17 protein-coding genes are annotated in these 19,049 nt (G+C 56.4%); 6 read left to right on the forward strand and 11 right to left on the reverse strand.

All coding sequences use genetic code 11. From position 1 onward, the window contains the following. Nucleotides 1-47: 47 nt before the first annotated feature. The 8 genes from damX to MC50_RS06420 all read right to left on the reverse strand — a co-directional run bounded on the left by damX (nt 48) and on the right by MC50_RS06420 (nt 6,818). Entirely contained in the window at nt 48-1,352 is a 1,305-nt protein-coding gene (damX, locus tag MC50_RS06375) for a cell division protein DamX (protein ID WP_047663536.1), read from the reverse strand. Between the two features lie 84 nt (nt 1,353-1,436). Further along, nucleotides 1,437-2,531 carry a 3-dehydroquinate synthase gene (aroB, locus tag MC50_RS06380; RefSeq protein WP_004868451.1) on the reverse strand — a complete coding sequence of 365 codons (1,095 nt, stop codon included), beginning with the start codon at nt 2,529-2,531 and terminating at the stop codon, nt 1,437-1,439. 55 nt (nt 2,532-2,586) lie between these two features. Then, nucleotides 2,587-3,108, reverse strand: a complete 522-nt coding sequence (aroK, locus tag MC50_RS06385) for a shikimate kinase AroK (protein ID WP_004868452.1) — start codon at nt 3,106-3,108, stop codon at nt 2,587-2,589. Nucleotides 3,109-3,501: 393 nt separating this feature from the next. Continuing rightward, nucleotides 3,502-4,740, reverse strand: coding sequence for a DNA uptake porin HofQ (hofQ, locus tag MC50_RS06400; protein ID WP_047663537.1), 1,239 nt, complete (start codon nt 4,738-4,740; stop codon nt 3,502-3,504). Next, a complete protein-coding gene (locus tag MC50_RS06405; RefSeq protein ID WP_032690457.1) occupies nt 4,679-5,068 on the reverse strand; it encodes a HofP DNA utilization family protein in 390 nt (129 codons plus the stop codon). Before MC50_RS06405 ends, hofQ begins: the two co-directional genes overlap by 62 nt. After that, nucleotides 5,058-5,507 (reverse strand): HofO family protein, encoded by a 450-nt coding sequence (locus MC50_RS06410; RefSeq protein WP_032690456.1) that lies wholly within the window; start codon nt 5,505-5,507, stop codon nt 5,058-5,060. The genes MC50_RS06405 and MC50_RS06410 overlap by 11 nt, the downstream gene beginning before the upstream one ends. Beyond that, nucleotides 5,491-6,030: a PilN domain-containing protein gene (locus MC50_RS06415; RefSeq protein WP_032690455.1), complete on the reverse strand. Its 540-nt coding sequence runs from the start codon at nt 6,028-6,030 to the stop codon at nt 5,491-5,493. Before MC50_RS06415 ends, MC50_RS06410 begins: the two co-directional genes overlap by 17 nt. A gap of 2 nt (nt 6,031-6,032) precedes the next feature. Continuing rightward, nucleotides 6,033-6,818, reverse strand: coding sequence for a type IV pilus biogenesis protein PilM (locus MC50_RS06420; RefSeq protein ID WP_047663538.1), 786 nt, complete (start codon nt 6,816-6,818; stop codon nt 6,033-6,035). A 118-nt stretch (nt 6,819-6,936) separates the two neighbouring features. On the opposite strand from MC50_RS06420, the gene mrcA reads away from it, so the two are divergent. After that, nucleotides 6,937-9,495 carry a peptidoglycan glycosyltransferase/peptidoglycan DD-transpeptidase MrcA gene (gene mrcA, locus MC50_RS06425; protein WP_032690453.1) on the forward strand — a complete coding sequence of 853 codons (2,559 nt, stop codon included), beginning with the start codon at nt 6,937-6,939 and terminating at the stop codon, nt 9,493-9,495. Nucleotides 9,496-9,581: 86 nt separating this feature from the next. Here mrcA and nudE read toward each other — a convergent pair whose 3' ends face one another. Further along, entirely contained in the window at nt 9,582-10,142 is a 561-nt protein-coding gene (nudE, locus tag MC50_RS06430; protein ID WP_032690452.1) for an ADP compounds hydrolase NudE, read from the reverse strand. A gap of 329 nt (nt 10,143-10,471) precedes the next feature. Between nudE and MC50_RS06435 the strand changes: the two genes are divergently transcribed. The 5 genes from MC50_RS06435 (at nt 10,472) to pckA (ending at nt 16,653) form a co-directional block, all read left to right on the forward strand. Continuing rightward, the gene (locus MC50_RS06435) at nt 10,472-12,601 is read left to right on the forward strand and encodes an intracellular growth attenuator family protein (protein WP_032690451.1); all 2,130 of its coding nucleotides are present in this window, start codon (nt 10,472-10,474) and stop codon (nt 12,599-12,601) included. A 59-nt stretch (nt 12,602-12,660) separates the two neighbouring features. Beyond that, nucleotides 12,661-13,344, forward strand: coding sequence for a GMP/IMP nucleotidase (yrfG, locus tag MC50_RS06440; protein ID WP_047663539.1), 684 nt, complete (start codon nt 12,661-12,663; stop codon nt 13,342-13,344). Beyond that, complete coding sequence (gene hslR, locus MC50_RS06445) at nt 13,341-13,742, forward strand: ribosome-associated heat shock protein Hsp15 (protein WP_032690449.1); 402 nt, start codon at nt 13,341-13,343, stop codon at nt 13,740-13,742. Before yrfG ends, hslR begins: the two co-directional genes overlap by 4 nt. Before the next feature lie 46 nt (nt 13,743-13,788). After that, the gene (hslO, locus tag MC50_RS06450) at nt 13,789-14,667 is read left to right on the forward strand and encodes an Hsp33 family molecular chaperone HslO (protein ID WP_032690448.1); all 879 of its coding nucleotides are present in this window, start codon (nt 13,789-13,791) and stop codon (nt 14,665-14,667) included. 363 nt (nt 14,668-15,030) lie between these two features. Next, nucleotides 15,031-16,653 carry a phosphoenolpyruvate carboxykinase (ATP) gene (gene pckA, locus MC50_RS06455; RefSeq protein ID WP_032690447.1) on the forward strand — a complete coding sequence of 541 codons (1,623 nt, stop codon included), beginning with the start codon at nt 15,031-15,033 and terminating at the stop codon, nt 16,651-16,653. Nucleotides 16,654-16,745: 92 nt separating this feature from the next. On the opposite strand, the gene envZ is transcribed toward pckA, so the two are convergent. Together envZ and ompR are read right to left on the reverse strand one after the other, a co-directional pair. Next, the gene (envZ, locus tag MC50_RS06460) at nt 16,746-18,107 is read right to left on the reverse strand and encodes a two-component system sensor histidine kinase EnvZ (RefSeq protein WP_032690446.1); all 1,362 of its coding nucleotides are present in this window, start codon (nt 18,105-18,107) and stop codon (nt 16,746-16,748) included. Continuing rightward, a complete protein-coding gene (gene ompR, locus MC50_RS06465; protein ID WP_001157751.1) occupies nt 18,104-18,823 on the reverse strand; it encodes an osmolarity response regulator transcription factor OmpR in 720 nt (239 codons plus the stop codon). Before ompR ends, envZ begins: the two co-directional genes overlap by 4 nt. Nucleotides 18,824-19,049: the final 226 nt, after the last annotated feature.

The following is a 19,049-nucleotide window of genomic DNA, read 5'->3' on the forward strand; positions in this document are numbered from 1 at the left end:
TGTGGAGAAAGCTCCGACAGCACCCTGCGCTTAAGACTACACCGCACTTACTTCAGATCAGCCTGAACCTGATGCAGCGGTTTCGCCCACGGGTTTTTCGCCTGCACATCCGCTGGCAGAGTGGCAACAGCACGCTTCGCTTCATCTTTCGAAGCGTAGATACCGCTGACCAGTACATACCATGGCTGACCGTTACGCGTGGTCTCGTAGACGACATATTTATCCAGCTTCTCTTTCTTCGCCCAGCTATTCAGGTTGTTGTAGTTGGAGGAGCTGCTGAGTTGCAGAGTGTAGTTACCCGACGGCGCCGCTTTCATCGAGCTGACATCACCGGCAGTTTTACCCCCGGCAGTCGCAGCCGGAGCCGCCGTCGCCGCAGCGGTAGCCGCTGGTGCGGTCGCGGTTGTCGTTGTCGTTGTCGTTGTCGTCGGAGCCGGCTTAGTTGTCTGTGCGGTGGCAACAGGTTTGCTCGGCTGAGTAACAGGCGCTTTCACCGGCGCGGCCGCGGCAGTGCTTTCAACACGCTTCGGCTGAACCGGTTTCGCTTCAACCGGGGCTTTCGCCACTGGTTTCGGCTCTATCACCGTATGCTTACGCTCTACCGGACGCGGAGCGGCGGCAGTCTGACGTTCAGTTGTTGCCTGACGCGGGGCGGCGCCATTACGGACAGGAGCAACGGTTGCCGGTTCAGTCGGCAGCGTAGAGTTCGCTACGGCGCTGTCAATCTGGCCCTGCTGCTGAGTCAAGGCATTATTCAGATCGCCCTGTACTTCAACACGCTGCTGTCCCTGCGGCTCAGCGGCAGTCTGGCCCTGAGTCGGGTTAGAGGCGATCGGCGGCAGAGAAACATCCTGCTGCGCGTTGTTTGCCGTTGTCTGGTCCTGAGCGGCAGGCTGGCCATTGCCAGACTGTCCATTGTCAGACTGATCGCCTGACAGGTTAATGCTCTTCTCGCCTGACGCGGTTTGTTCACTGGAAGAGGATGGCGACTTCAGTGCAGAGCCAATGCCGACGATCAGCAGCAGCAGCACGAGAATCCCCACCCCCATCATAATATATTGGCGGGAGGCTGGCTTCGCGGGCGCTTTCTTACGCTTGCGCGGACGACGCTCAACCTGCTGCTCTTCGGACTCTTCGTCTTCTTCAGACTCTACGTCCGCTTCATACTCTTCTTCATCGCGCTCACGGCGTGCTTTGCTGGCGCGCGTCGGACGGCTGTCGTCCGCATCAAGATCGACATCATCAAAATTGATCTGCGGATCGCTATCGCGCTCGGAAGATTGACGGGAACGACCAGTACGACGATCGCTGCGATCGGCTTTCAGATCATCTTCTGGTTTTAATTCATCCATTTAACACCCCACTAAAAGGCTTATGCTCACGACTATTGCATGTCACCTGAAATGATAACGCCGCGCGGACGCGGCTAGACCTTCTTATTGTTGCGCTAGCTGTGTATCAGCAATCGCGCCAAGAACTACATCATGCGACACTCCGCCGCGAACTTCGCTTTTCCCTATTGCCAGCGGTAGCACCAGCCGCATCTCGCCTGCCAGCACCTTTTTATCACGCATCATGTGGGGCAGATACGCCTGCGCAGTCATCTCCTGCGGCCCACGTACCGGCAAGCCCGCACGCTGCAGCAGCGTCACGATACGCTGTGTATCCTGTGCGCTGAACTGCCCTAATCGCTCGGACGTATGCGCAGCCATCACCATACCGGCAGCAACGGCTTCACCGTGTAGCCAGTTACCGTAGCCCATTTCGGCTTCAATAGCATGACCAAAAGTATGCCCAAGATTGAGTAAAGCACGTAACCCGGTTTCGCGCTCGTCGGCAGCAACAACTTCGGCTTTCAGCTCACAGCAACGACGAATACAGTACGCCATCGCCTTCTCATCAAGCGCCATCAGCGCATCGATATTGCTTTCCAGCCAGCTGAAGAATTCACCGTCGAGGATAATGCCGTACTTGATCACTTCGGCCAGTCCGGAAGAGAGTTCACGGGCCGGCAACGTCTTAAGACAGTTGAGATCGACGACCACGGAAACCGGCTGCCAGAAGGCACCAATCATGTTTTTACCAAGAGGGTGATTGACGGCCGTCTTACCGCCGACCGAAGAGTCCACCTGCGACAGCAGGGTGGTTGGAACCTGGATAAAACGCACGCCGCGCTGATAGCTAGCCGCAGCAAAGCCGGTTAGATCACCGACCACGCCACCGCCGAGCGCCACCAGAGTGGTGTCACGGCCGTGCGGTTTTTGCAGTAAAGCGGTAAAGACGGAGTCCATCACCGTCAGGCTTTTGTACTGCTCGCCGTCGGGTAGAATGACGCTATCTACGTTAACCCCCGCCTGCTCCAGTACAGAGCGAACGTTATCCAGATAAAGCGGCGCCAGCGTTTCATTGGTGACCAGCATAACCTGGTCGCCTGATTTCAGTGGCTGGAAGGAAGCTGGATCGTTAAACAAACCAGCCGCGATGGTAATCGGGTAACTACGTTCCCCGAGGGTTACAGTAAGCCTCTCCATAACGCGACGTCCACCTCAGTTGCTTTTTACTCTGACGCTCTTTATTAAGCCAGAATCAATTGCTTTCCAGCATATGAATAATCTGGTTTGCCACTACTTTTGCGCTCTGATCGTCGGTACGGATAGTGACGTCAGCAATCTCTTCATACAGTGGGTTGCGTTCGTCGGCCAACGCTTCAAGAACTTCGCGAGGCGGCGCTTCAACTTGTAATAGAGGACGCTTTTTATCGCGCTGCGTACGGGCAAGCTGCTTTTCGATCGTTGTTTCCAGGTACACCACCACGCCGCGGGCGGAGAGACGGTTACGCGTTTCACGGGATTTCACAGAGCCGCCGCCAGTCGCCAGCACAATTCCCTGTTTTTCCGTCAACTCATTGATGATCTTTTCTTCACGGTCGCGGAAGCCGTCTTCACCTTCGACATCGAAAACCCAGCCCACATCTGCGCCAGTGCGTTTCTCAATCTCTTGATCAGAATCGTAAAATTCCATATTGAGCTGTTGGGCTAACTGGCGCCCAATAGTGCTTTTGCCGGCACCCATAGGCCCAACCAGAAAGATATTGCGTTTCTCTGCCATTTTTTCGGTACTACTAAGACTATTCGTTAATGGTAAACCCGCTTCGCGAATACCCAGCGCAGCAGGACATGAACTGAAACCTCATATGCAATAGAGCGAGAGTCAGACTAAAAATTATCTCAATACTCAGGCAGGTTTGGCAACTGAATATACTCGTCATTATTCAAACTACCTCGCCGTCGGCTGCACTTATCCGCCTCCAGGTGCATAGTTATCTATGTTTCTGGGGGTAAACCAGCTTACCGCCTCGACGCATCCTGAATGATCGTGTGGATAAATCACCGGACAAAAAGGGAGGATTGATGCCGAACCCGACTCTCAAATCGGTACCCCTTGTATGCTAAATCCGTCCTCACGTCAAACACCTGAAACGTGTTTAGCAAGAAAAACCGCTTAATGCACTGCCAGAATTCGTGGGGTAATGAAGACAACCAGTTCGCGCCGTTCGTTATCTTTACCGTCGCGACGAAACAGCTGGCCGAGCAGCGGAATGTCACCCAGTAGCGGAATACTGTCGCGGGCAGATTTCTTTTTTTGCGAAAAGATTCCGCCCAGAGCCAGCGTTTCGCCGCTTTTAACTTCAACCTGCGTCTCAATTTCCTGTTTATCGATAGCCAACGCTTCGCCGTTTTCCTGCTTCAGAACCTGACCTGGCGTATTCTCAGTAATACGTAGCTTCAGGCGCACGCGATTCTGTTGCAGAACCGTTGGCGTGACCTCCATTCCCAGAACCGCCTCTTTAAACTCAACCGATGTTGCGCCGCTTTCCCTGCTGGAGACCTGATAGGGAATTTCGCTACCCTGCTTGATGCTGGCAGGCTGCATATGAGAAGCCAGCAAACGCGGGCTGGCGATGATTTCCACCTGCTGTTTTTGCTCCAGCGCCGAAAGCTCCAGCTCCAGCAATCGCCCGCTCAGGCGGCCGATATTAAACCCCACGCGAGTGCTGGCATCGTTCACCGCCTGATGGCTGCTTAAGGTCGTCAGCTTACCGGAACCCGGCGCGCTGCTGGCTTCGGCCATGCTCCATTTCACCCCCAGTTCACGCAGGCTGGTTTCACTCATCGAGACGATATGTGCCGCCAGTTCGACCTGACCGACCGGCAGATCCATCTCCTGGGCCCACGCTGTCAACGTCGACAGATGCGCGGCATCGTCGTGAATGAACAGTCGATTGGTGCGTTTATCCACCGTCAGGCTGCCCCGGGCGCTGAGCAATTTGTCCCCGGACTTTGCCAGCTCGCTCGCATCGGCATGCTGCAGCATCACGCTATGCCTTTGCAAAGGCAGATTCTGCAATTGCTTCGCGCGCGCCGCCTCTTGTTGCGCCTGCCGCGCATTTTGCCAGCCCAGCGTATGCACATGCAGGACCGTGCCCTGCTGGTTATACATCAGCCCGGCGCTATCAATCACCGCGCGCAATGCCTGCTGCCAGGGAACGTTTTTCAGATGAAGCGACACCGTACCGCTGACGTCAGGCGCTACGACCAGATTTTTTTGCTGCATCTCGGCCAGCGTTTGCAGCACCTGGGCTACCGGCACATCATCAACCACCAGCGACACGAGTTGCTCATTTTTTGCCGCCGCTAGCGCTGGCAACAGTAGAAACAGCAGGCTTATCCATCGCATCATTTTTTGCTCCTTTTTCCCGCAGCCATTCCCAATGCGCAGGTTCGCATCCAGGCCCTGTTGTTATTTCAATTCGCTCCGCCGTCAGCACATGGATTCGCCAGCCCCCCGGCAAAGCGTCATCTTGTCGCACCCGTAGCCATTGGTTACGATGGTCCAGTAAATAACCCACCCAATATTGCGGATGACCGACCGCGCCACCATAGCGCCATTGCGCCAGCTGTGCCGTCTGGCAGCGATCCTCCGGAGGCAGAAACGGATCGCGATCGCCGGCCAGCAATGGTAGCGAAAGCGGCAACAGCCATAGAAAGCGCCAACCCTTACCCCACATCTTCGGCCTCCAGCTGTAACGTCATCAGCAGTGCCTCTTTTTCCGGACGCAGCGAAAAGCCCGTTACGCGCATCCCGCACTCCGCCAGCCAGGAAAACAGCGGCGGGACCGCCTGCCAGCTGGCCTCCAGCAGCAGCTCACCGCCATGCCCCGACGGGCGCCAGGTCACCAGCATGGCGCCTGATACCGGCAGCGCAACCGGCGAGAACAGCGAGCGCTGTTGCTCATCCGGAAGGACATTTTGCAAGGCAGTCTGCAGCGGCATTAACCGAAGCCACTGCTGACGCAGCCGGAGATGTCCGTCGGTTTCTGTCGGTGGAGGCGAAGCCGACAGCCGAAAAAAAATCACCACGAGCAGCCCCAGAATAATCGGCAGCGCGAGCCGCCCGCCACGCAGAGAAAACAATGCCGTCATTCCACGTTCAATGAGTGCCTGCATCAGCGTGCTCTCCGCTCAGGGAAAAGCGAAACTGCCAGCGCCCCGACTCACCGCGGCGCGTTTCACCGGCTTTAGCCGGTTTGAACCCGGCAACCGCACCCAGCGCTTTTTCCAGCCCCGCCACGGCATTAAGATTCAGCGCCAGACCGCTCAACATCAGGGTATCGCGCTGATACTCCAGCCGGGTTAACCAGGCCTGCTCCGGTAGTTGCGCGGCGATTGCCTGCAATCGGGGCCGCCAGGCCTCGGTTAATGCCCTTCTTTGCTGTCTCAGCCGCAGCCGCTGTGCTTGCTGCTGTCGCTCCAGCATCATGCTTTCGCGCTGACGGAGTGCGGACCAGAGCTGGTTTTCAGCCGCGGTTCTCACCGCCGCCAGCACCTCAACCGCGTGACGCTCAGCCCGGTTAACCTGAGCCATCGTCAGCAAGAGCAGTAGAACCCCCACCGCATACAGCAGCGCGACACGCAGCTGCTGGCGGCGACGTGCTTCACGCCATGGCAAAAAATTCACCGCCGTCGTCATCGTTACCGCCCTCCTAACGCCAGCGCAATCGCCACGGCATAGCGGTCTCCACAGCTCGGCAGCGGTGGTTGCAGGCGATGAATCACGCGCCAGGGGTCAAAAGCGGTCTCATCGCCAGAACGCGTGGCGCAGCGCTGGAGTGATTGGGCATCGATAAGCCGGGAGAGTTGTGAAAACGAAGAGGCTTCAGCGCACGGCAAACTGCCCCAGCCTTCCCGGGTTGCCCATAGCCAATGAGGCTCGTTGCGCCACGCCAGGCCTTGCGAGCCAGAGGGTAACCAGGGGAGGAACGCCGCCAGCGCGCTGGCATCCGGTACAATGCCTGCGATGCTCAGCTTCAGGCGGGCGGCGAGCTGACGCAGAACGTCGATATCCAGGCGTTGTGCCGCCGTCACCCGCCACGCGTTATTTGCCGGCGCGGCGGAATAATCGACGCACAGCGAGGCGGCGGGCATCTCCAGCTGTTGCGCCATCACGCTGGCTATCCAGGTTGCCCGCTCCCTGTCGCTCAGAGACAGCTGCGGACGCGGCAGCTGCTTTTGTAGCGTTCGGCTGGCCGGAAACGCAATGCTGACCTGATGTTGCAAAGGCAGTTCCCGCCGCCAGCTCTGCAACCGTTCAGCCAGCGCAGTCACGTCAACCACCATGCCATGACGCACGATGCCGGGCGCCAGTTCGATATCCCACCAGCGGCATAACGCCCAGCGGGAACGCGCATAGCGCAGTGCGACCAGCACGATTGCGTCCTGTTGAATATGCATCCCGATTCGCCAGTTGCTGAAAGCCATGCTTACGATCTCCTTGTCCGCCATTACGGCTCGACTCTATCAATGCACCAGGCTTGCCTTTATACTACCGCGCGTTTGTTTATAAACTGCCCAAATTAAACTTAATGGGAAATCTCCGGTGAAGTTCGTAAAGTATCTATTGATCCTTGCAGTCTGTTGCGTACTGCTGGGAGCAGGCTCGGTTTTTGGCCTCTATAAATATATTGAGCCGCAACTCCCTGACGTCGCGACCTTGAAGGATGTGCGTTTGCAGATCCCGATGCAGGTCTATAGCGCGGATGGTGAGCTTATTGCGCAGTATGGCGAGAAACGCCGTATTCCCGTCACGTTGCAGCAAATGCCGCCCGAGCTGATCAAAGCGTTTATTGCCACCGAAGATAGTCGTTTCTATGAGCATCACGGCGTCGATCCAGTCGGTATTTTTCGTGCAGCCAGCGTTGCCATGTTCTCAGGCCATGCCTCACAGGGCGCCAGTACGATCACCCAGCAGTTAGCGCGTAACTTCTTCCTGAGCCCAGAGAAGACGCTGATGCGTAAGATCAAAGAGGCCTTCCTGGCGATTCGCATCGAGCAGTTGCTGAATAAAGACGAAATCCTTGAGCTGTACCTGAATAAAATCTATCTCGGCTACCGCGCCTATGGCGTCGGCGCGGCGGCGCAGGTTTACTTTGGTAAATCTATCGACCAGCTTAGCCTGAGCGAAATGGCCGTTATCGCTGGCCTGCCTAAAGCACCATCTACATTTAACCCGCTCTATTCCATGGACCGCGCGACCGCGCGTCGTAACGTTGTTCTGGCACGTATGCTGAGCGAAGGCTATATCACGCAGACGCAATACGATCAGGCGCGCAACGAAGCCATTGACGCCCGCTACCACGCACCGGAAATCGCCTTCTCGGCACCTTATCTCAGTGAAATGGTCCGCCAGGAGATGGTTAACCGCTATGGCGAACAGGCGTATGAAGATGGCTATCGCGTTTACACCACTATCACGCGTAAAAACCAGCAGTCTGCTCAGCAGGCCGTCCGCAATAACGTGCTGGATTACGATATGCGCCATGGCTACCGCGGCCCGGCCAACGTGCTGTGGAAAGTGGGCGAAACGCCCTGGGATCACGCGAAAATCATCGCATCGCTGAAAAGCCTGCCCGGCTACGGGCCGCTTGCTCCGGCGGTAATTACCTCGGCAAATCCCCAGGAAGCGGTCGCATTATTAAGTAATGGAACGTCGGTCACGCTGAACATGGAGGGCGTCCGCTGGGCGCGTCGCTTTATCTCCGATACCCAGCAAGGAGCGACTCCGCGGAAAGTCACCGATGTCCTGCAGTCCGGGCAGCAGGTTTGGGTCCGTCAGGTCGGCGACAGCTGGTGGTTGTCGCAGGTACCGGATGTAAACTCGGCGTTGGTTTCCATTAACCCGCAGAACGGCGCCATTATCGCCCTGGTCGGCGGGTTCGACTTCAATCAAAGTAAATTCAACCGCGCGACCCAGGCCCTGCGCCAGGTAGGCTCAAACATTAAGCCGTTCCTCTACACTGCGGCGATGGATAAAGGCCTGACGCTGGCCAGTATGCTTAACGATGTGCCGATTTCCCGTTGGGACGCCGGTGCAGGTTCCGACTGGCAGCCGAAAAACTCCCCGCCGCAGTACGCCGGCCCGATTCGCTTGCGTCAGGGACTGGGGCAGTCGAAGAACGTCGTGATGGTTCGCGCCATGCGTGCCATGGGCGTGGATTACGCGGCGGAGTATCTACAGCGTTTCGGTTTCCCGGCGGGGAATATCGTGCATACCGAGTCGCTGGCGCTGGGGTCCGCATCCTTTACGCCGCTGCAGGTTGCGCGCGGTTATTCGGTGATGGCCAACGGCGGCTTCCTGGTAACGCCGTTCTTTATCAGCAAAATCGAGACCGATCAGGGCGGCGTGATCTTTGAAGAGCGGCCTAAAGTTGCCTGTCCGCAGTGCAACCTGCCGGTAATTTACGGCGATACGCCGAAATCCGACGTGCTGGAAAATAAAGATGTCGAAGATGTCGCGACCTCTGCAACACCGCAGAACTCCGCGCTGCCGCCGCAGCCAGAGCTTGAACAGGTCAACCAGGCGCTGGTAGCGCAAACCGGCGCCCCGGAATACGCGCCGCATGTGATCAGCACGCCGCTGTCATTCCTGATTAAAAGCGCCCTGAACAGTAACATCTTCGGCGAACCGGGCTGGATGGGGACCGGCTGGCGCGCCGGTCGCGATCTGCAGCGCCACGATATCGGCGGTAAAACGGGGACCACCAACAGTTCAAAAGATGCGTGGTTCTCCGGTTATGGTCCGGGTGTCGTGACGTCGGTATGGATTGGTTTTGACGATCACCGCCGCGATCTGGGGCGAACCACCGCATCCGGGGCGATTAAAGATCAGATCTCTGGCTATGAGGGGGGAGCCAAAAGCGCCCAGCCAGCCTGGGATGACTTTATGAAACGCGTGCTGGAAGGCGTACCTGAAGAGCCATTAACCCCGCCGCCTGGCGTGGTAACGGTCAATATCGACCGCAGCACCGGCCAGTTGGCAAGCGGTGGTAACAGCCGCGCCGAATACTTCATTGACGGCACACAGCCGACCCATCAGGCGGTGCATGAAGTGGGGACCACGATCACCGATGGTGGCGGTGAAACCCACGAATTGTTCTGATAAAAAAAGCGCCTGCGGGCGCTTTTTTTCTGCTTCTGTTTGCAGGCCATGGTTGCAGGCCAGATGTCTGGCAAGGCGTCGGGCAGTCACAAGCGTCCCTGAGCCTGCAGCCACTCGCGGACCAAAAACAGGGCGCTGACGTTGCGCGCTTCATTAAAATCTTCATCATCCAACAGCGTCATCAGCTGCGACAGCGGCCAGCGTACCTGCGGTAAGGGTTCCGGCTCATCGCCAGGCAGCGATTCCGGGTACAGATCTTCAGCCACCAGGATATTCATCTTGCTGGAGAAATAGGACGGTGCCATGCTCAGTTTTTTCAGGAACGTCAGCTTATTCGCGCCGAAACCGACCTCTTCTTTCAGCTCACGGTTCGCGGCTTCCATAACGGTTTCGCCCGGATCAATCAGCCCTTTAGAAAACCCAAGCTCATAAGATTCGGTGCCAACGGCATATTCACGAATCAGAATGAGATGGTCATCGACAATCGGTACAATCATCACGGCTTCACGCGTCGAAGGGCGCATGCGTTCATAAACGCGACGCACGCCGTTGCTGAATTCCAGGTCCACGCTTTCAACATTAAAAAGACGCGAACGCGCTACTGTTTCAACATTGAGAATGGTGGGTTTTTGTAATGATTTGCTCATTGTTATCGATCTATGCTGTGATTCCAGAAGTCATTGTGCGATACGCAGCACGGTTTCGGCAATTCAATTCGCCACTTATTTACATAGTTGCAACTTGCACGCCCAAAACACGAGAATCAGAAAGATAAAAAAGTCAATAGGTTGAAATGTTTTTGAGAATTTACTGATTCCTGGATTTTAACGATTTTGATAAGCTTGTATGCTGCTGTATCGCACAATAAATTTTCCCGTATACATACGCTATCTGCCGAGAGCACACTGCAGGTTCACGCAAAGTGTTAAGCAACTAAAGACACCTGTAAGAAAAGAATAACTACGATGGGATGGGCATGGGCACCTTTCTGATTTCTTTCACAGCTCTGCTAATCTGCGCATTGCTTATCGGGTGGTGGTATCGATCGCATGCCAGACGTCGCCGCCTCCCCCTCCTGCATGCCTTTAGCGATGCCGTCACCCGCAAGCTTTCTGAGCAAGAACGCCGCGCGGTGGAAAAGTACCTTGAAGGTCTCAACCACGCCCGACAGATGCCGGCATCGGGGGCAAGCGTTGCCCCTGCCGCACTGTCTCTCACTCAGCAGAGCGATACCGTCTTCACGGTGACCCGCGCCATTACGCGCTATGGCATTACCACCGATGACCCGAACAAATGGCGCTACTTCCTCGACTCGGTGGAGGTGCATCTGCCGCCCTTCTGGGAGCAGTATATCAATGACGAAAATAGCGTTGAGCTGATACCCACCGACAGCCTGCCGCTGGTCATTGCGCTCAATGGCCACGCGCTCAGCGACTACCCGCAGGAGAGCCGCGGTTACGCCCTTGAACGGGCGTCGTCAACCCAGGCGTCAATCCGCGGGGAAGAGAGCGAGCAGATCGAGCTGTTAAGTATTCGCCAGGAAACGGCTGAGGAATACGCGCTGAGTCGGCCGGATGGGCTGCGTGAAGCGATCTTTATCGTCACCTCGTTCCTGCTGTTTTACTTCAGCCTGATAAGCCCCTACGTGTTTACCCCGTGGCTAATGCTCGGCGGGCTGCTGTTACTGGCTGCGGGCCTGTGGGGAATCTACGCGCCGCCGCGTAAAACGGCGCTCCGGGAGATCCACTGCCTGCGCGGGATGCCCAAACGCTGGGGTCTGTTTGGCGAAAATGACCAGGAGCATATCAATAATATCTCCCTGGGGATTATCGATCTGATCTATCCGCGCCACTGGCAGCCCTGGATTGCCCAGGATCTCGGCCAGCAGACGGATATCGATATCTATCTCAGCCGTCACGTCGTGCGCCAGGGCCGCTTTCTGTCGTTGCACGATGAAGTGAAACACTTCCCGCTTCAGTACTGGCTGCGTAGCGCCATTATCGCCACCGGCGCACTGCTGGTGGTGGTGATGCTGTGGGCCAGCGTACCGTTGAATATGCCGTTTAAGTTTACGCTTTCGTGGCTGAAAGGGGCGCAAACCATTGAAGCGACCACCGTCGCCCAACTGGAGAAGTCGCAGGTTCGTCTTGGCGATACGCTGCGATTGAAAGGTACCGGAACCTGCAATATCCACTCGCCGGATACCTGGACGGCGAAAGAGAACTCGCCGTTTATGCCGTTTGATTGCTCGCAGATCATCTGGAATGACGCGCCTCCCCTACCGCTCCCGGAGTCCGACGTCGTCAGCAAAGCCACGGCGCTGATGCAATCCGTGCAGCGCCAGCTACATCCCGATCCGGACGATGATTCGCACGTCAGCCCCGCGCTACGCTCGGCGATTCAGAAATCAGGGATGGTGCTGCTGGATGATTTTGGCGATATCGTCATTAAAACCAACAACCTGTGCGCGGCAAAAGATGACTGCACCCGTTTGAAAAACGCGCTGGTTAACCTGGGCAATACGCGTAACTGGGAAGCGCTGACCAAACGCGCCAACTCGGGCAAGCTGGATGGCGTCAACGTTCTGCTGCGCCCGGTAAGCGCCGAGTCGCTGGAAAATCTGGTGACCACCTCAACGGCACCGTTTGTCATTCGTGAGACCTCACGCGCAGCGCAGGCCCTTAACAGTCCGGCTCCCGGCGGTTTCCTGATTGTCAGTGATGAAGGCAGCGATCTGGTAAATCAGCCGTGGCCGACCACCAGCTTGTATGACTATCCGGCGCATGAACAGTGGGGCGAACTGCAGCGGCTGGCCAGAATGCTGATGCATACGCCGTTCCACGCCGAGGGGATTGTTACCAATCTCTATACCGATGCCAATGGCACGCAGCACATCAACCTGCATCGCATTCCGGACCGTTCAGGTCTGTGGCGCTATCTGGGGACGACGCTGCTTCTGCTGACCATGCTGGGCTGCATGTCGTGGCACGGGATCCTGACGATTCGTCGCTACCAGCGTCATCGCCAGCGAATGGAAGATATTCAGAAATACTACGAAAGCTGTCTGAATCCGGTACTCATCCCCTCGCCGGAACATCAAGAGTAATTCCCTACGCGGCGGGGTGTGATACCCTGTCGCGCATTTCCCCTCGCTGGAGACTCACCATGCATTTTGATATCGCCTGGCAGGAGGTTGATACCGTTCTGCTGGATATGGATGGCACGCTGCTCGACCTCGCCTTCGACAACTTTTTCTGGCAAAAGCTGGTGCCGGAAACCTGGGGGGCGGCACGTGGCCTCAACCTGCAGGAGGCCAAAGAGGCGATGCACCAGGAGTATCACGCGGTGCAGCATACGCTAAACTGGTACTGTCTGGACTACTGGAGCGAGCGCCTGAATTTGGATATTCGTGCGATGACCAGCGAGCAGGGGCCGCGAGCGGCGCTGCGTGAAGATACCGTCCCGTTCCTTGATGCCCTCAAGGCCAGCGGCAAGCGGCGCATCCTGCTGACCAACGCCCATCCGCACAATCTGGCGGTAAAGCTTGAACATACCGGTCTCGACGCACACCTTGATTTATTGCTTTCTACCCACACATTTGGTTATCCGAAAGAAGATCAGCGTCTGTGGCGTGCGGTAGCGGAAGAAACCGGCTTCGATGCGCGCAAAACGCTCTTTGTTGACGATAGCGAGGCGATTCTCGATGCCGCGGCTCAGTTTGGTATTCGTTACTGCCTGGGCGTCACGAATCCGGATTCCGGACTGGCGGAAAAAAGCTATGCCCGCCATCCGGGACTGAACGACTACCGGCGCCTGATCCCTTCGCTGACCCTAAAGGAGAGGCCATGAAAGAGAAGCCCGTCGAAGCCGTCAGGCTGGACAAATGGCTTTGGGCAGCCCGCATTTATAAAACCCGTGCGCTGGCGCGCGAGATGATTGAAGGCGGCAAGGTGCATTACAACGGCCAACGCAGCAAGCCGGGTAAAGTCGTTGAGCAGGGCGCCACCCTGACGCTACGCCAGGGCAACGACGAACGTACCCTGCTGGTCAAAGGGATAACGGAACAGCGCCGACCTGCCAGTGAAGCCGTCGCGTTGTATGAAGAGACGGCAGAGAGCATCGAGAAACGCGAGAAAATGGCGCTGGCGCGCAAAATGAACGCGCTGACCATGCCGCATCCCGACAGACGTCCGGACAAGAAAGAACGCCGCGACCTGATGAGATTTAAACACGGCGACAGTGAGTAACCGCCTATACCTGTAGGCACCGCTGTTGCCAGCAAGAGAGACCATTATGACTCAACACGATCAATTACATCGTTATCTGTTTGAAAACTATGCCGTACGCGGTGAACTGGTTACCGTCTCGGAAACCCTGGAACAGATTCTGGCGAACCACAGCTACCCGCAGCCGGTCAAAACCGTGCTGGCAGAGCTGCTCGTCGCCACCAGCCTGCTGACCGCCACGCTGAAGTTTGCCGGCGATATCACCGTGCAGCTGCAGGGCGATGGTCCTCTGTCTCTGGCGGTTATCAACGGGACGAATCAGCAGCAGCTGCGCGGCGTAGCGCGGACTCAGGGCGACATTCCGGAAGATGCGGACCTGAAAACGCTGGTTGGTAACGGGTACCTGGTCATCACCATTTCACCGGATGAAGGTGAGCGCTATCAGGGCGTGGTCGGTCTGGAAGGCGACACCCTGGCGGCTTGCCTGGAAGATTATTTCCAGCGCTCAGAACAGTTGCCGACGCGCCTTATCATTCGCACCGGCGAACATGAAGGGAAACCGATGGCGGGCGGCATGCTGCTTCAGGTCATGCCGGCGCAAGAGACCCAGGCCAATGATTTCGAACATCTGGCTACGCTCACTGAGACCATCAAAGCCGAGGAGCTGTTCACCCTCTCTGCCACTGACGTCCTGTGGCGTCTGTATCACGAAGAAGAAGTGACCGTGTACGATCCGCAGAATGTGGAATTTAAATGTACCTGTTCCCGCGAACGCTGCGCCGGGGCGCTGAAAACGCTGCCGGATGAAGAGATCGACAGCATTCTCGCTGACGAAGGGGAAATTGATATGCACTGCGATTACTGCGGCAATCATTATCTCTTCAACGCCATGGATATCGCCGAGATTCGCAATAATGCCTCTCCGGCTGACCCGCAGGTTCACTGATAATCCTGTCCGCCAGAGCTCGCGGCGGAGGTTTTCAGCCTCCGCCGCGCCTGTTGTCAAACATTTCCTCGCGTGATGAATCGATTTTCACTGAAAGAGTTACGTAATTTTCTTTCAAGAAAGCGATTACATTCACAATTCAGCAGTTTTTTTAATTACTTTTTAACCAATAAGAAACATCTATCCCCACCAACGGCCAATTTCCTGAGATAATCACGCATGTTTCGTGACAGGAGTCACCGTGTTTTTCGTAAGTAAGGCGTTTGTCGAGATACGTAAATCTATGAGCCTGGTCGCGGTCTATACCCCGAAAGAACCCCTACAATTTAAAGCAGTATATATTATTGGCTAAGGAGCAGTGACATGCGCGTTAATAATGGTTTAACCCCGCAGGATCTCAAGGCTTATGGTATCAATGACGTCCAGGATATCGTCCACAACCCTAGTTACGATACGTTGTATCAAGAAGAACTCGATCCCACTCTGGAAGGGTATGAGCGCGGCGTACTAACCAATCTGGGAGCGATCGCCGTCGATACCGGTATTTTTACCGGTCGCTCGCCGAAAGATAAATATATCGTTCGTGACGATACAACCCGCGATACCGTGTGGTGGTCTGATAAAGGCAACGGTAAAAACGACAACAAACCGCTCTCTCAGGAAACCTGGCAGCACCTGAAAGATCTGGTCACCCATCAGCTTTCCGGCAAGCGTCTGTTCATCGTTGATGCGTTCTGCGGCGCCAATGCCGACACACGTCTGAGCGTACGCTTCATTACCGAAGTGGCCTGGCAGGCACACTTCGTCAAGAACATGTTTATTCGCCCAGGCGATGAAGAACTGGCCAACTTTAAGCCGGATTTCATCGTGATGAACGGCGCCAAATGCACCAACCCGCAGTGGAAGGAGCAGGGACTCAACTCTGAAAACTTCGTTGCCTTCAACCTGACGGAGCGGATCCAGCTGATCGGCGGGACCTGGTACGGCGGCGAAATGAAGAAAGGGATGTTCTCTATCATGAACTACCTGCTGCCGCTGCAGGGTATCGCGTCGATGCACTGTTCCGCTAACGTTGGCGAGAAAGGCGACGTGGCGGTCTTCTTTGGCCTCTCCGGCACCGGCAAAACCACCCTTTCCACCGATCCGAAACGCCGCCTGATCGGCGATGACGAACACGGCTGGGATGACGATGGCGTCTTCAACTTCGAAGGCGGCTGCTATGCCAAGACCATTAAACTCTCCGAAGCCGCAGAGCCAGATATCTATCACGCGATTCGTCGTGATGCGCTGCTGGAAAACGTGGTGGTTCGCGCGGACGGCACGATTGATTTCGACGATGGTTCGAAAACCGAGAACACCCGTGTCTCCTACCCGATCGATCATATCGAGAACATCGTTAAGCCGATCTCGAAAGCGGGCCATGCCACCAAAGTTATCTTCCTGACCGCGGATGCATTCGGCGTACTGCCGCCGGTATCGCGCCTGACGGCAGATCAGACCCAGTATCACTTCCTCTCTGGCTTTACCGCTAAACTGGCCGGTACCGAGCGTGGCGTCACCGAGCCGACGCCAACCTTCTCCGCCTGCTTCGGCGCCGCGTTTTTGTCGCTGCACCCGACGCAGTATGCGGAAGTCCTGGTGAAGCGCATGCAGGCGTCCGGCGCGCAGGCTTATCTGGTCAACACCGGCTGGAATGGCACCGGCAAACGTATCTCGATTAAAGATACTCGCGCCATTATCGACGCCATTCTTGACGGGTCGCTGGACGATGCGGAAACCTTCACGCTGCCGATGTTCGATTTGCAGATCCCAATCTCGCTGCCAGGTGTCGATACGCACATCCTCGACCCGCGCAACACCTACGGTTCGCCAGAGCAGTGGCAGGAGAAGGCCGAGCAGCTGGCGAAGCTGTTCGTAGAGAACTTCGAGAAGTACACCGATACGCCAGCGGGCGCCGCGCTGGTCGCTGCCGGTCCGAAACGCTAACCGTGTATCCATAAAGAATAAGCCGGGCAATGCCCGGCTTTTTTTATGCTCTCGCGCCGACTCGCGCGATTCAGGCGGCCGCGAGCGGCCGCTTAACTCTCTTTGCTCTGTTTCGTCGGCATTAACGCACGTTGAACCGGAACCGGCAGCCAGGCGCGAATTAACAGCCCGCCCCGCTCGCTGGAGCCAATCTCCAGGCGACCGTTATGGTTATCGATAATACGCTGCACAATCGCCAGTCCCAGCCCGGTACCGCTGGTGCTGCGGGCGCTATCGCCACGCACAAACGGCTGGAACAGATGCTCGCGTTGTTCCGGCTTAATCCCCGGACCATCATCCTCAACCTGGAACCAGGCGCTGCTGGCTTCGCTACCGCTGCTGACCTTAATCCAGCCGTTGCCATACCGCGCGGCGTTAACCACCATATTAGCCAGCGCACGCTTGATAGAGAGCGGATGGATGCGCAGCGGAATCTCGCCGGCCTGCAGGTCCGTCGCGATTTCACGTTCGTAACCGCTTTCTGCCGCGATAACCTCACCCAGCACGGAGTTAAGGTCCGCCAGCTCCATCGGCATCTCCTGGCCCGTGCGCAGGTAATCAATAAACTGCTCGATGATGGCGTTACACTCTTCGATATCTTTATTGATCGACTCGGCAAGGTAACCGTCCTCTTCCCCCATCATCTCCGTCGCCAGACGAATACGCGTCAGCGGCGTACGCAGATCGTGGCTGACGCCGGCCATTAACAGCGTACGATCGTCTGCCAGCTGTTTTACGCCTGCGGCCATGTGGTTAAAGGCCCGGGTGACCGAACGCACTTCGGATGCACCGTACTCCCGCAGCGGCGGCGGAATGATGCCTCGCCCGACCTGCAACGCCGCATGTTCAAGATCGACCAGCGGCCGGTTCTGAATACGGATAAACAGCCAGGCGCCGCCGATCGCCAGCAGCATAATCGCCAGGGTATAGCGGAACAGCGGCGAGAAGTCGCCCTGGTGGATTTCCGTCAGCGGTACGCGTACCCAAATATTGGGCGACAGCCAGGTTTTCAACCACACCACGGGGGAGCTTTTGTTAACCTCGACCCGCACTTCGGTTGGCCCACCGAGCTGGTGCGCCATCTGCTGACTTAAAAACTCATAATGCTGCGCCCAGCGCAGGCCTGCGTCTTCCGCCGCTTCATTGGAATAGAGCGAAATGCCCAGCTCGCGATAAATTTCGCGGCGAAACGCCGGCGGCACCACCAGCTGGGTACCATCCTCCAGCTGCAGTTTATCGGTCATCAGCATACGCACTTCGTATGCCAGCACCTTATTAAACTGCTGGAGGCTCGGTAGAATCGCAAAATTCAGCACCACCAGATAGGTCGTCACCAGGCTGACAAACAGCAAGGTGACAATCAATAACAGGGTGCGAGCAAACGAGCTTCGCGGCGAAAAGCGCACGCGTTTCATGCCTTAGAGCCGTCCGGTACGAAGACGTAGCCTAGCCCCCACACGGTCTGGATGTAACGCGGATGTGCCGGGTCCTCTTCGACCATGCGGCGCAGGCGGGAGATTTGTACATCGATGGAACGCTCCATCGCGGAATATTCACGACCGCGAGCGAGGTTCATCAGTTTATCGCGGGAAAGCGGCTCGCGCGGATGGCTCACCAGCGCTTTCAGTACCGCAAATTCACCGCTGGTGAGCGGCATCGGTTCATCTTCGCGGAACATCTCGCGGGTGCCGAGATTCAGCTTGAATTTACCAAAGGCGATGACCGCCTCTTCCTGCGACGGCGCACCCGGCAGCTCATTGGCCTGGCGACGCAGCACGGCGCGGATACGGGCCAGCAGTTCACGCGGGTTGAACGGTTTTGGAATATAGTCATCCGCACCGATTTCGAGGCCCACAATACGGTCAACCTCTTCCCCTTTCGCCGTGACCATAATGATCGGCATCGGGTTGCTTTGGCTACGCAGACGACGACAAATGGAGAGGCCATCTTCGCCCGGCAGCATCAAATCCAGTACCATCAGGTGGAAGGACTCACGAGTCAACAGACGATCCATTTGTTCAGCGTTGGCGACGCTTCGAACCTGGAAGCCTTGCTCGGTCAGATAACGTTCGAGCAGCGCACGCAGGCGCATGTCGTCGTCGACAACCAGAATCTTATAATTCTCTTGCATTGTTTATACTCCCAAAGGTTCACTGCAATTGTCAGTGCGTATTCTCAAAAAAGCCCGGGTCGCCGACCAGCTAAATCTGGTATATATTCCAGGCTAAATTGTTACAAAGCATATTTAACAGCAGCTTAAGTATACATTTAATCATAAGACACATTATTTATCCTGTCGGTATTATTACGCACTACGAATTGTGCGCAACCGCACATCGCCGCGCACCGTGTCCGAC

The organism is Klebsiella planticola (assembly GCF_000783935.2).
GTDB classification, from domain to species: domain Bacteria; phylum Pseudomonadota; class Gammaproteobacteria; order Enterobacterales; family Enterobacteriaceae; genus Klebsiella; species Klebsiella planticola.

Bases quoted from the DNA above. Each gene is read 5' to 3' on its own strand.
- damX (WP_047663536.1), bottom strand. From the start codon at position 1,352: ATGGATGAATTAAAACCAGAAGATGATCTGAAAGCCGATCGCAGCGAT.
- aroB (WP_004868451.1), bottom strand. From the start codon at position 2,531: ATGGAGAGGCTTACTGTAACCCTCGGGGAACGTAGTTACCCGATTACC.
- aroK (WP_004868452.1), bottom strand. From the start codon at position 3,108: ATGGCAGAGAAACGCAATATCTTTCTGGTTGGGCCTATGGGTGCCGGC.
- hofQ (WP_047663537.1), bottom strand. From the start codon at position 4,740: ATGATGCGATGGATAAGCCTGCTGTTTCTACTGTTGCCAGCGCTAGCG.
- MC50_RS06405 (WP_032690457.1), bottom strand. From the start codon at position 5,068: ATGTGGGGTAAGGGTTGGCGCTTTCTATGGCTGTTGCCGCTTTCGCTA.
- MC50_RS06410 (WP_032690456.1), bottom strand. From the start codon at position 5,507: ATGCAGGCACTCATTGAACGTGGAATGACGGCATTGTTTTCTCTGCGT.
- MC50_RS06415 (WP_032690455.1), bottom strand. From the start codon at position 6,030: ATGACGACGGCGGTGAATTTTTTGCCATGGCGTGAAGCACGTCGCCGC.
- MC50_RS06420 (WP_047663538.1), bottom strand. From the start codon at position 6,818: ATGGCTTTCAGCAACTGGCGAATCGGGATGCATATTCAACAGGACGCA.
- nudE (WP_032690452.1), bottom strand. From the start codon at position 10,142: ATGAGCAAATCATTACAAAAACCCACCATTCTCAATGTTGAAACAGTA.
- MC50_RS06435 (WP_032690451.1), top strand. From the start codon at position 10,472: ATGGGCACCTTTCTGATTTCTTTCACAGCTCTGCTAATCTGCGCATTG.
- yrfG (WP_047663539.1), top strand. From the start codon at position 12,661: ATGCATTTTGATATCGCCTGGCAGGAGGTTGATACCGTTCTGCTGGAT.
- hslR (WP_032690449.1), top strand. From the start codon at position 13,341: ATGAAAGAGAAGCCCGTCGAAGCCGTCAGGCTGGACAAATGGCTTTGG.
- hslO (WP_032690448.1), top strand. From the start codon at position 13,789: ATGACTCAACACGATCAATTACATCGTTATCTGTTTGAAAACTATGCC.
- pckA (WP_032690447.1), top strand. From the start codon at position 15,031: ATGCGCGTTAATAATGGTTTAACCCCGCAGGATCTCAAGGCTTATGGT.
- envZ (WP_032690446.1), bottom strand. From the start codon at position 18,107: ATGAAACGCGTGCGCTTTTCGCCGCGAAGCTCGTTTGCTCGCACCCTG.
- ompR (WP_001157751.1), bottom strand. From the start codon at position 18,823: ATGCAAGAGAATTATAAGATTCTGGTTGTCGACGACGACATGCGCCTG.